Here is a 12,168-nt window from a genome sequence, read left to right as displayed (position 1 = left end):
CCTCTTACTGCTTCAGTTTGGGATCGAGCGCGTCACGCAGACCGTCACCCATCAGGTTAAATGCCAGCACCGTCAGCAGGATTGCCAGCCCCGGGAAGGTCACGACCCACCAGGCGCTTTGGGCAAATTGCAACACGTCAGAGAGCATGGTGCCCCATTCCGGCGTAGGCGGCTGTGCGCCCATCCCCAGGAAGCCGAGGGCAGCCATATCGAGAATGGCGTTAGAGAAGCCAAGCGACGCCTGAACAATCAGCGGCGCAAGACAGTTAGGAAGAATATTGACGAACATCTGGCGCATCGCACCGGCTCCGGCCACGCGGGATGCGGTAACGTAGTCGCGGTTAACCTCCACCAGGACGGCGGCGCGCGTCAAACGCACATAGTGCGGCAATGCCACGAACGTCAGCGCCAGCGCGGCGTTGCCAATCGAGGGCCCAAATACCGCCACCAGCACCAGCGCCAGTAACAGGCTCGGCAGTGCCAGCATGATATCGACCACACGCATGATGACGTTATCGACAATCCCGCCAAAGTAACCGGCAATCAGCCCGAGAATCACGCCCATCAGCAGGGAGAGCACCACCACCAGACAGCCGACCAACAGAGACAGACGCGCACCGTACATCAGGCGGGACAGCACATCGCGGCCCACATCATCAGTACCAAACAGATGCGCCATGGTACCGCCTTCCTGCCACGCAGGAGGAGCCAGCAGCGTATCGCGGAACTGCTCTGCCGGGTTGTACGGCGCGAGGACGTTGGCAAAGACCGCAATCAGGATCATCACGACAACGTACACCAGCCCAACAACCGCACCTTTGTTGCGTTTAAAATAGTGCCAGAACTCCTGCAGCGGGGTCATGGGCACCGGTGCAGCAATAACTTTATTTTCAGTAACCTGTGACATGATGGCCCCTTACTTCCTATGCCGAATACGCGGGTTCACCACGCCGTACAGCAGGTCTACCAGCAGGTTGACGAGGATAATCATCGTCGCGACCAGCAGCACCCCGCCCTGTACCACTGGATAATCACGGCGTTGTAGCGCATCGATCAACCAGCGTCCCAGTCCCGGCCACGAGAAAATAGTCTCGGTCAGGATCGCCCCAGCCAATAACGTACCGACCTGCAGGCCGATAACGGTCACAACGGGAAGCATCGCGTTACGCAGAGCGTGAATGATGATGACGCGCATACGGGTCAGGCCTTTGGCGCGTGCGGTACGAATGTAATCTTCACCCAGTACTTCCAGCATTGATGAACGAGTCATACGCACAATTACCGCCAGAGGAATGGTGCCAAGCACCATTGCCGGCAGGATCATATGCGCCAGCGCATCGATAAAGTTGCCCTCTTCACCCCAAATGGCGGTGTCAATCAGCATGAAACCGGTCAGGGGATTGGAATCATCAAGGAACACCATGTCGCTCACCCGACCGGAAACCGGCGTCAGGTTCCACTGCACGGAAACCAGCATGATCAGCATCATGCCCCACCAGAAAATCGGCATGGAGTAACCGGTCAGCGCCAGGCCAACGGCAGTGTGATCGAAAATTGAGCCGCGCTTAACGGCAGCAAGTACCCCCACCGGAATACCCACCGCAACGGCGAAAATCATCGCGCAGACGCCAAGTTCCAGCGTTGCTTTAAAGCGAGGAACGAACTCTTCCCACACCGGTAATCGGCTTTTCAGCGAGATACCTAAATCACCATGCATAACCCCCCAGATGTAATGGAGGTACTGCTGCCACATCGGTTTATCCAGACCGAGTTCAGCCAACAGTTGAGCATGACGCTCAGGGGAAATTCCACGCTCACCCGCCATGATCATTACCGGATCGCCGGGGATCATATGAACGAAAGCAAAGGTGAGAAGAGTGATACCGATAAACGTGGGGATGACGAGTCCCAAACGTCGGAGAATGAACTGCAACATAACCCGGATTCTCTCTAATGACGCACGGCCTGGAACCGTGAATCTGTATTGCTCACAAATCTTATCTCCCCCTCCAGCGAGAGGGAGATAAAGCATTACTGTCAGGTGGCGCTACGGTGACCCGACTTAACGGTCCGTAGCGCTGCCTGGCTTGCTTTTAATTATTCGACAGAGACGTTTTCGAAGTGATGTTTGCCTAATGGATCAACCACATAGCCTTTCACTTCTTTACGCACTGGTTCATACACGGTGGAGTGAGCAACAATCAGAGCCGGGGCCTGATCGTGCATAACAACCTGAGCTTGCTTGTACAGTTCAATACGTTTGTTGTGATCGTCGGTCGCACGCGCCGGCTGGATCAGATCTTCAAACGGCTTGTAGCACCAGCGAGAGTAGTTGGAACCGTCTTTCGCTGCCGCACAGCTGAACAGGGTGGCGAAGAAGTTGTCCGGATCCCCGTTGTCACCGGTCCAACCCATCATCACCGCCTGATGCTCACCTGCTTTGGCGCGTTTCAGATATTCGCCCCACTCGTAGGTCACAATCTTGGCCTGAACGCCGATTTTCGCCCAGTCAGCCTGAACCATTTCCGCCATACGGCGGGCGTTCGGGTTGTAAGGACGCTGTACCGGCATGGCCCACAGCTCAACGGTAAAGCCTTTATCCTGACCCGCTTCCTTCAGCAGCGCTTTAGCCTTTTCAGGATCGTAGGTGTAGTCTTTAACGTCGTCGTTATAGCCCCACATGGTCGGTGGGATCAGGTTTTTCGCGGCAACGCCAGCGCCCTGATATACCGCTTTAATGATGGCTTCTTTGTTCACCGCGTAGGTCAGCGCCTGACGGACTTTCACGTCATCAAACGGTTTCTTCTCGGTGTTGAAAGAGAGGTAGCCAACGTTCAGACCGGCCTGCTCCATCAGGTTAATGTTTTTATCCTGCTTCATGCGCGCGATATCTGCCGGGTTCGGGTACGGCATCACCTGGCACTCGTTCTTCTGCAGTTTGGCGTAACGCACGGAAGCGTCAGGCGTAATGGAGAAGACCAGACGGTCAATCTGTGGCTTGGTGCCCCAGTAACCTTCGAATGCTTTATACAGAATACGGGAGTCTTTCTGGTACTGCTGCAGCTGGAACGGACCGGTCCCAATTGGGTTCAGATCCACTTTCTCCGGGGAACCGGCTTTCAGCATGTTGTCTGCATATTCTTTGGAAAGAATAGAAGCGAAGTCCATCGCCAGGTCAGCCAGGAAAGGCGCTTCCGGGCGAGTCAGCACGAACTGAACGGTTTTATCGTCCACTTTTTTCACTTCGGAGATCAGATCTGGCAGACCCATCCCTTCGAAGTATTCATAGCTACCGCCAGAGACTTTGTGGTACGGGTTCTGGGCATTTTTCTGACGATCGAAAGAGAACACCACGTCATCGGCGTTTAAATCGCGCGTCGGTTTGAAATCTTTGTTGTCCTGCCACTTCACGCCCTGGCGCAGGTGGAAGGTATAGGTTTTACCGTCTTCGCTGATTTCCCACTTCTCAGCAAGGCCCGGGATCACTTCAGTTGTACCGGTTTTGAACTCGACCAGGCGGTTATAGATCGGCACGGAGCTGGCATCATAGGTCGTGCCAGAGGTGAAAAGCTGTGGGTTAAAGCCTTCAGGAGATCCTTCTGAACAATAAACCAGAGTTTTAGCCTGTACGCTTGCGGCACAGGTCATAGCCACCAGGCTCAGACCAAGCTTCAGCATCCCTGACTTCTTCAAGGAAATACTCATTCTTCTGCTCCAAATGTGATGTTTGTTGTTTTACCCTTTGCAGTGGGTTTGCACCGCCTGGCCTTTTTTGTTTTTTACCCGGCCGGGTCGGCGTTAAGAGGATAGGGATTCCGTTCACATAAGCGACTGAGTTGCAGTGCGGATTCTCCATGAAATGCCCCTCATGCCCTACAATCTGTCAACAGAATGTGAAAACGTCAATACAGGTAACCGTGATTTACACCAACGGTGAGAATTCGCAAACAAAGATTAAAAAAAGTGCAGAAGGACATTTTCAGCAGGGAAATTTGTGCTACGCGCACTATGCCAGAATAAACATCTTCATATTTCGCAACATTTGGTGATTAACATTTATGCAAATTATTAAAACTTTCTAAATTAATGCTGCATATCTGAGCGATTAATGCCATGAACGCTAAAGCGCACAGCGGAAAATGCCAGGTTCAGCCATAAGTAGCGCAAAAAAAGTTTCAAGCAAATATAAAAAAAGGCAATGGAATATGTCACAGAATCGTTAACAGTCAGTGGGAAGTGGTGCACAATTTTTGCAGATAAAAGGAAGGTCAATTTTGGTCGGTGAGAGAGGATTACTCGCCACTGACGTGGCTCGCCCTACGGGCCGTTGCTAACGCAACGTTCTCTCGCTGCGCTCGAGTCGAACCTCTTACCCCCGGAGGTTCTCATCCTCGTGGGTTTCAAATGCAAAAAACCCTGCTCGTTGAGCAGGGTTTTGAATTTGGTCGGTGATAGAGGATTCGAACCTCCGACCCCTTCGTCCCGAACGAAGTGCGCTACCAGGCTGCGCCAATCACCGAATGCGGGGCGCATCTTACTGCTCAGCCGCGCCCCCGTCAATCCCTTAGTATCAAAATGCCATTTGATCGGCGAGAAAGTCAGCAGCCCAATTACTGAGCCGTAACCTTCTTCGCGTCCGGGATACGGCACCAGTTGTTATTCTCGTTAATACCGCCATTTGGCGAGGTATAACCGAGGCAACCCAAGATAGTGTCGTACAGTTCCACATGACGACGCGGCACCTTCATATCAGCTTCTTGCTTCAGGTGTGCAAACGCCTTCGCATGGTCTGGGTCTTCCAGATATTTATCTGACATCCACACCAGCATAGGAACGCGGAACTGCTCTGGCGGAGCCATTTTACGCGGCGTACCGTGCAGGTGCTCACGCTCGTTAATCGACTCACCGTGATCGGCGGCGTAGAACACTATCGCTTTCTTATCCCGCAGTTGATCAAACACTTTGGTAATAAAGTGATCAACATAGGTTACCGAGTTATCAAAAGAGTTAATCATCTCGGCTTTCGAGCAACCGCTATCCACATTGACACACTCCGGCTTCCACTGCGCATATTCGCGGGTGTAGCGCTGCGTGTAGTTAAAATGCGAACCTTTGGTATGCAGAATAATCAGACGTTTGCCATCATCATCCGTCGGTTGCAGAGACTGCTGCATTTCGGTAATCAACAGCATATCGTCAACGTTCTTGCCACGGTTACGCGGCTCTGCGCCAATCTGCTCTCGGTAAGCGATGTTCTCCGCCATGGTATTGCTGTAGAACCACATCTCGCTTTGCATCGCGTAGAGGTCTGTCTTGAACCCTAACTGACCGAGCACGGAAAAGACGTTTTGTTCTTTCAGGGTACGCTGCGGGTTTTCTTCCGCCCCACCTTCACGCACAAACATACAGCGCAGCGAAAGCTTGGTCGCCGTGTCACAGGAATATCCACGGAACGCGGCCAGGTTTTTCTCCTGGGCGAGCCTTGGCGTGGTATTTCGCTCATAGCCAAAAATCCCCATATGGTCCCAGCGGGTGGTTTCGCCGATAATAAAGACCACATAGGTGTCGTCGAGATTCTTAGGCTCAACATAGGTAAATTTCTTCGCCGGGTTCATCAGCGATTTGTTGTCTGAGGATTCATCCACCTGTGCCCAGGCGTACAAACCCAGCGCAGAGAGCCAGTTTGACGGCAAGTAAGAGTTCGCCACAACCCCTCCATAGCTGGGTAAATCGATACCTGTTTCTCGCTCTACGCTTCTCTGTTGCATGCTCAGCAGGCGAATCGGCGCCCACACCATCAGGCCGGCCAGTAAAACTACCGCTACGCTACGCCACCTCATGCCCGGTGTACGAATTTGTCTCATCAACGTGTAGCGGCAGCGGTTACTCCAAATCAGCACCAAGGGAATAATACTGACCGAAACCAGCCACACGATGAAATGCCAGCCGACGACTTCTTTCGATAAATCAATATCCGTGGTCATTACGGAGGCGATAATACCGTAACCAATTACCACGTTCAGGAAGGTCATATAATAACTGGCGCCGGCAGAACACAGCACCAAACAGGTTGCCAGGACACGCCAGGCGCGGCGGCCAAACAAAGAGAGAAGGCGTAGTAAAAAGAAGGTCACCAGCACAGTGCCGGCCAATTCAACAACCGCGGAGAGTCCTTTCCAGACGGTAAAATCGTGCGCATATCCGCTAAAGCGACGGAAAAATACAGCACAGTTCATAAACAAACCGATATAGATTGCCAGCAAGAAACTGAGTTTCTGCTGCGTCATCGACTTAATGTATCTCATGCAAACAAACCCTGGAAATCGGGATAAAAAACCCTGAGCAGCGATCAATCAGACCTGACAGAGGAAAAATGCGACAACAGCAGAAGTGAAATGTCTACGGGCGCGGGTAAGTAGACCACAGGAGGGAGCAAAAGTGCTTATAGAGAATGAAAATGGCGCATAAATTTTTGTAAATATATGCGCCAGGTATTAATCATACTACTAATAGATTTAGGCGTGCGCCTCGGTATAGACGCTACGTTGTGGCTGACGAATAGTGGTAGAAAGCGCCAGCGAAATGATTAACAGCGCAAAGATAACGCAGAAGGTCACATAGAACCCGCCAAACAGCGAGGCGATAATGGAACCGCAAATGCTACCGATACCGAAGCCCAGGTAAATAACACCGTAGTTTTTAGCCAGGTTATTCAGACCGAAGAACTCGCTGACCAGTGACGGGAATACGGTGATGGTGCCGCCAAAGTTAAATGCGACACAGGCAATTGCCATAAAGAAGGTTACGTCATTCAGCGGCGCGAACAACAGTGCAGCCATACCGACCAGCGAAACGACCTGACCAATGGTGATCACGCGAATACGGGAGATTTTATCGGACAGAATCCCCAGCACCAGACGACCCGACAGGTTCGCGATAGAAATGACGGTAACCGCATTCGCCGCCGTCGCCACATCCATATGCGCCAGGCTTTGTGCGATATCTTTCGCCACGCCAATGACGTACAGACCGCTCATACACGCCGTCAGGAACATGACTGCCAGCATCCAGTACTGCGGTTTGCGCATGGACTGCGCCAGGGTGTAGTCGTTCTCAACTACGCCATTCTTCGCTTTCACTTCCTGATTCGGCGCATCTTTCATCAGCGTGGAGCCAAAGACGATCATCACCAGTACGATTGCGCCCCAAATCATGAAGGTTTTTTCCAGGCCCACGGTGCTCAGCAGTTGGCTGTCGATAAATTTAAAACCGAGGCTGCCAAGGCCATAAGAACCGATGGCAAAGGCGGAAATCAGCCCTTTACGCTCAGGGAACCATTTTACGCAGTTGGAAAGCGTTAACAGGTAACCTGCACCATCCGCCAGACCAACCAGCACACCGGCGCTCAGCCACAGCATAATCAGGCTGTTGGAATGGGCGGTTAAGAAGAAACCGACGCCGAGTAAAATACCGGAGGCCATGGTGACGCGTTTCACGCCAAAACGTTCCTGCAGCTTGCCGGCAACGGAAGAGGAAATCGCCAGCCCGAGGCTCAGCAAGCCAAAGGAAAATGCCACCTGACTTACCGGCGCATCGAGCTTAGAAGAGAGCGCGCCATTAAACAGGCTCCAGGTATAAACAGAACCTAAAGCAAATTGGGTAATAATCGTGCCGATCAGTGTTAGCCAGCGAGTGCGCTGATAATCAGAAGTTTTCATGGCAGTCTTCCTGCATAAGCAAAATGGGAAATTCTCTGCCAACAACCATACCGAAGCGCTTTTATGGCTAGGAGAAAACGGCATGAAATGCCGCCAGGACGGAATGAAATGCCTGGAATGCGGAATGAATGACGAGACAAAAAGTCGGGTTACTGAATTTTATCGTAAGAGTTAGTACACGCTATCGCTGAGGGGCTTGTGATTGTTGATCTCAATATGTAACAGAGATGTTTATATGATGATTGTTTGCGTTAAAATTTGGCACTCACTCCCATGGTGTACATATAGTCGCTGTTATTGGTGCTATTTTCCGCCTGCGAAAGCGCCGCGTAAGCCGCCATGTGCCGGTTCAACAGCATATCTGCGCCAACGGTAACATCCAGCCAGTTACCGTCTTGACCCGCCGCCGTCATGCGACTGAGGCCCGACTGCGCTTTCCAGATATTCTCGCCAAACTGCTGGTTATAGCTGATTTGCGCCCACGGTCGCACATCACCGAACTGAGAATTGACTCGCCAGCCTAACGTGCTGACGCTGGCATGCCACAGCGGATCGTTCTGCGTTACCGACGTCACGCTATCGCCAAATTCGTTGTAAGTAGACGTGGTCGAACCGTCATAATGCAGCGCGGCCACCGGACCGGTCATCACCTGCCTTGAAAGCGGAAAGTTCCAGCCCATACTCATGCCGCTGGTCGCATCCATAGGCGTTTCATCCGCCAGATTCACCACGGGACCCGCCACGTTTTGAGTGGAGCGAATACGTTCTTCCAGAATGTCGTTATAACGTGGTTGGTGATCGCTGTCCCATGTATAACGTTCAGCCGTATGCCCTGACATTGCATCAACGATATATTCTTGTTGCCAGCCATATGCTGTATTGATGAACAGCGCACAAACTACGACGCTCGCCAGAGTTAACCTTTGGCGACCACTACTGTTTCTTATAATCATCAACGCGACTCCAGAAAAGAGCCGAATTCGGCGATATTATTGTCATTGTGTGAAGGATATCGGGCCCATCAGGCCCTGTATTAAATATTGTCTTTTTAGCTGGCGCGTCAAGGCGGGCCGAATGAAATTTTTACGCCAGTAAAAACAGCGAGGAAGAATATGCAGCGTTGCGGATGGGTCAGCCAGGACCCACTTTACATTGCCTACCACGACAAGGAATGGGGCGTCCCCGAAACAGATGGCAACAAGCTGTTCGAAATGATCTGTCTGGAAGGCCAACAGGCCGGTTTATCGTGGATCACCGTGCTAAAGAAACGGGAAAATTATCGCCACGCCTTCCACCATTTTGACCCGGAAAAAGTGGCGGCCATGACCGAAGAGGATGTGGAAAGACTGGTACTGGATGCCGGCATTATTCGCCATAGAGGAAAAATTCAGGCCATTATCGGCAACGCTCGCGCCTTTCTGACCATGGCGCAAAACGGAGAATCGTTTAGCGAGTTCGTCTGGTCGTTTGTTGATAACCAACCGCAACTGACCCGCGCCGCCAACCTGAGCGATATCCCCACCTCTACACCGGCGTCAGATGCACTGTCTAAAGCGTTAAAAAAACGCGGATTTAAGTTTGTCGGCACCACCATCTGTTACTCCTTTATGCAGGCATGCGGCCTGGTCAACGACCATGTCACCAGCTGTATCTGTTACCCGGGAGAACAACATGATTCGTGAATCAAAGGCTGACGATCTACCGTCGATTCTGGCGCTGTGGATGGAAAGCACGATCCATGCCCATCCGTTTATCGAAGAACGCTACTGGCGCGAAAGTGAATCCATCGTGCGGGATGTTTACCTGCCAGCCGCACAAACCTGGGTATGGGAAGAAGAAGGGGTGCTCAAAGGCTTTGCCAGCGTCATTGACGACCGCTTTCTCGGCGCGCTGTTCGTCGCGCCTGCCGCCATCAGAAGCGGGATCGGCAAAGCGCTGGTGCAGCATGTGCAGCAGCGCTTTTCGTTACTCAGCCTCGAGGTTTACCAGAAGAATCAATCAGCGGTGAACTTCTACCATGCGCTGGGTTTTCGCATTGAAGATGGCGCATGGCAGGAAGAGACTCACCATCCTACGTGGATTATGGGCTGGCAGGCGGATCAAACGCCGTAAGCGTCAACGTTGGTCCGCTGTATTTTTCGAGCCACGCCAGCGCAGTGTTGCCCGCACAGCCATTCCCCAGCTTCGAGCTGGGGAGATCTTTGGTCAGCACGTTGACGGCGCCATTTTTACAAATACCGTTGGCGGCGAGGTCCAAATCAGGCCAGGCGCCCTCATGAATACAGATGACACCGGGTTTAATTCCCGTCGTCACGACTGCTCCCGCCAGAACGTGCCCACGCTGGTTCCACACCCTGACCGTGTCGCCATCCGCAATACCGCGCGCTTTGGCATCCTGCGGATGAATCGTGACGGGCTCACGATCCGCTACCGCATACTGTTCGCGCAACGCGCTGTAATTAAGCTGACTGTGCAAACGGTGCGCCGGATGGGCGGAAAGCAGCTGTAACTGGCCCGGCTCGGCGTTACCGAACCACTCATCCGGCTCCAGCCACATCGGATGCCCCGCACAGTCCGCGTAACCGTAACCGGCAATCCTCGCGGAGTAGATTTCAATTTTACCGCTGTCCGTTTTCAGCGGATGCGCCTGTGGGTTGCGGCGAAAATCCGCGAAACGGATAAACTCCGCGCTGGCGGCGTTTTCCGGCATTTCGATCAGCGCATTCCGCTGCCAAAACTCGGTGAATGGCGGCAACGTCACCTGCTGGCTAGCCCCACGCTGCCCGGCAATGTTGTAAAAAGTCTCCAGCCATTCCAGCTCGCTTTTGCCTTCGGTAAATCGCTCATACCCGCCCTTCTCCCAGCGTTCACTCAGCTCGGCAAAGACATCAAAATCATTTCGCGCTTCACCCTGCGGCGGTACAACCTGCTTCATCGGCACCAGATGCTGGTTGCTGTAATCGCCGGTCATAGTCAAATCATTACGCTCAAAAGACGTCGTCGCCGGCAGCACGATATCGGCATGCTTCGCTGCGGCTGTCCAGAAACACTCTGAGATAACCACCAGCTCCGGTTTTTGCCAGGCGCGAATCAGACGGTTGGTGTCCTGATGATGGGTGAAGTTAGCGCCGCCCGCCCACCACAGCATACGGATGTCCGGGAAATGGCGGTCCATACCGTTGTGCTGATAAAAACCACCCGGATTCTCCAGCGCTTCAACAATTCGCGCCACCGGGATTTTATCCACCGCGTCGGTGCCGTTTTTAACGCTGCCCTGCATTGAAGCCAGCACCGCAGCACGGCGCGTTGGGTTGCCGCCGTTGGCAAAATGATACGACAGCCCAAAGCCGCCGCCAGGCGTCCCGATTTGCCCGAGCATGGCAGCCAGCGTGACAATCATCCAGTGTTTCTGCTCGCCATACTGCTGGCGTTGCATACCCCATCCCGCCATCAGCATGGTGGTGTTTTGGTGAAATATCGCCGCAAGTTCACGTATTTTAGCCGCCGGAACACCACAAATTTCAGCGGCCCATTCTGCCGTTTTTGCAACATCGTCAGATTTGCCCAGCAGATAGTCGGCAAAACGGTCATATCCGGTCGTACACCGGGCGAGAAAGTCCGCGTCGTGCCAGCCGTTTTCCACCAGCGTATGCGCGATACCCAGCATCAGCGCCACGTCGGTCCCCATATGCGGAGCGATCCATTCCATCTTCTCGCCAAAGAAATCGACGCTTTCCGATCGCATCGGATCGATACAGATCAACCGCTTCCCGCTGCCACGCAGTGCCTCAAAGTAAGCGAGGCCCTGCTCGTCGGAGGCGTTCCAGGCAATTTTCAGGGTATTCAGCGGATTGGCGCTCCATAACACCACCACTTCGCTGTTCTCCAGCACCACCGGCCAACTGGTCTGCTGCTGGTAAACTTCGTTACCGCCCACCACGTACGGCATGATGGCCTGCGCAGCGCCTGTCGAGTAATCCCCCAGATGCCCGGTATAACCACCCGCCAGCGCCATATAACGCTGTAGCAGGGTTGCGGCTTTGTGTAACACGCCGTTGGAACGCCAGCCGTAGGAACCGGCAAAAATCGAGGCCGGGCCGTAGCTGTCACGGATGCGTTTATGCTGCGTATGGATAAGATTCAGCGCGTCGTCCCAACTGACACGAACAAATTCATCTTTCCCGCGCACTCCCTGCGGATTCTCCGGCGAGGCGAGAAAGCCTTTACGCACCATGGGAAAACGTACCCGCGTTTTACTGTGTACCTGGTCGCGCACCACGGTTTGCAATGAGTTGGGATGGGCGGTGGGCAGCGCGCCGCGAGAGGAGAAAACCGTCTCGCCATCGGTTTCGACGAGAATAGGTCCCCAGTGGGCGGCGGTTAACACCGAGTAATGTGCGGGTGAATTAGCCAAGATGGCGCTCCTGAATGCGATGTGACGGCTTATTTA

The 12,168-nt window shown here is 53.2% G+C and carries 10 protein-coding genes, 1 tRNA gene and 1 other RNA gene; 3 read left to right on the top strand and 9 right to left on the bottom strand.

Features of this window, described 5'->3' with window-relative positions; all coding sequences use genetic code 11:
* Positions 1 to 4 precede the first annotated feature (4 nt).
* The 7 genes from dppC to HV311_RS01020 all read right to left on the bottom strand — a co-directional run bounded on the left by dppC (position 5) and on the right by HV311_RS01020 (position 7,718).
* On the bottom strand, positions 5 to 907 hold the full coding sequence (dppC, locus tag HV311_RS01055) for a dipeptide ABC transporter permease DppC (RefSeq protein ID WP_016154902.1): 903 nt from the start codon (positions 905 to 907) through the stop codon (positions 5 to 7).
* A 9-nt stretch (positions 908 to 916) separates the two neighbouring features.
* A complete protein-coding gene (gene dppB / locus HV311_RS01050) occupies positions 917 to 1,936 on the bottom strand; it encodes a dipeptide ABC transporter permease DppB (protein WP_016154903.1) in 1,020 nt (339 codons plus the stop codon).
* A 161-nt stretch (positions 1,937 to 2,097) separates the two neighbouring features.
* Positions 2,098 to 3,705 carry a dipeptide ABC transporter periplasmic-binding protein DppA gene (dppA, locus tag HV311_RS01045; protein ID WP_016154904.1) on the bottom strand — a complete coding sequence of 536 codons (1,608 nt, stop codon included), beginning with the start codon at positions 3,703 to 3,705 and terminating at the stop codon, positions 2,098 to 2,100.
* 570 nt (positions 3,706 to 4,275) lie between these two features.
* A non-coding RNA gene (locus tag HV311_RS01035) (RtT sRNA) lies at positions 4,276 to 4,409 on the bottom strand.
* A 33-nt stretch (positions 4,410 to 4,442) separates the two neighbouring features.
* Positions 4,443 to 4,519: transfer RNA gene (locus tag HV311_RS01030), tRNA-Pro, on the bottom strand.
* 91 nt (positions 4,520 to 4,610) lie between these two features.
* Positions 4,611 to 6,305 carry a kdo(2)-lipid A phosphoethanolamine 7''-transferase gene (gene eptB / locus HV311_RS01025; RefSeq protein WP_016157716.1) on the bottom strand — a complete coding sequence of 565 codons (1,695 nt, stop codon included), beginning with the start codon at positions 6,303 to 6,305 and terminating at the stop codon, positions 4,611 to 4,613.
* A 210-nt stretch (positions 6,306 to 6,515) separates the two neighbouring features.
* A complete protein-coding gene (locus tag HV311_RS01020) occupies positions 6,516 to 7,718 on the bottom strand; it encodes an L-lactate MFS transporter (protein WP_016154906.1) in 1,203 nt (400 codons plus the stop codon).
* On the opposite strand from HV311_RS01020, the gene HV311_RS01015 reads away from it, so the two are divergent.
* On the top strand, positions 7,717 to 7,893 hold the full coding sequence (locus HV311_RS01015; RefSeq protein ID WP_191220619.1) for a hypothetical protein: 177 nt from the start codon (positions 7,717 to 7,719) through the stop codon (positions 7,891 to 7,893). The two genes, HV311_RS01020 and HV311_RS01015, sit on opposite strands and share 2 nt — an antisense overlap.
* 76 nt (positions 7,894 to 7,969) lie before the next feature.
* On the opposite strand, the gene HV311_RS01010 is transcribed toward HV311_RS01015, so the two are convergent.
* Positions 7,970 to 8,671: an autotransporter outer membrane beta-barrel domain-containing protein gene (locus HV311_RS01010; protein ID WP_016154907.1), complete on the bottom strand. Its 702-nt coding sequence runs from the start codon at positions 8,669 to 8,671 to the stop codon at positions 7,970 to 7,972.
* A gap of 159 nt (positions 8,672 to 8,830) precedes the next feature.
* Between HV311_RS01010 and tag the strand changes: the two genes are divergently transcribed.
* Both tag and HV311_RS01000 read left to right on the top strand, forming a co-directional pair.
* Positions 8,831 to 9,400 carry a DNA-3-methyladenine glycosylase I gene (gene tag / locus HV311_RS01005; protein WP_047358205.1) on the top strand — a complete coding sequence of 190 codons (570 nt, stop codon included), beginning with the start codon at positions 8,831 to 8,833 and terminating at the stop codon, positions 9,398 to 9,400.
* Positions 9,390 to 9,830 (top strand): N-acetyltransferase, encoded by a 441-nt coding sequence (locus tag HV311_RS01000; protein ID WP_016157718.1) that lies wholly within the window; start codon positions 9,390 to 9,392, stop codon positions 9,828 to 9,830. Before tag ends, HV311_RS01000 begins: the two co-directional genes overlap by 11 nt.
* Here the strand turns inward: HV311_RS01000 and HV311_RS00995 are convergent.
* Positions 9,799 to 12,132, bottom strand: coding sequence for a molybdopterin guanine dinucleotide-containing S/N-oxide reductase (locus HV311_RS00995; protein ID WP_191220618.1), 2,334 nt, complete (start codon positions 12,130 to 12,132; stop codon positions 9,799 to 9,801). The two genes, HV311_RS01000 and HV311_RS00995, sit on opposite strands and share 32 nt — an antisense overlap.
* Between the last annotated feature and the right edge of the window lie 36 nt (positions 12,133 to 12,168).

The sequence above is a fragment of the Citrobacter sp. RHBSTW-00881 genome (genome assembly GCF_013728515.1).
GTDB classification, from domain to species: domain Bacteria; phylum Pseudomonadota; class Gammaproteobacteria; order Enterobacterales; family Enterobacteriaceae; genus Citrobacter; species Citrobacter braakii.
This window is presented reverse-complemented; position numbering and strand designations above follow the sequence as displayed.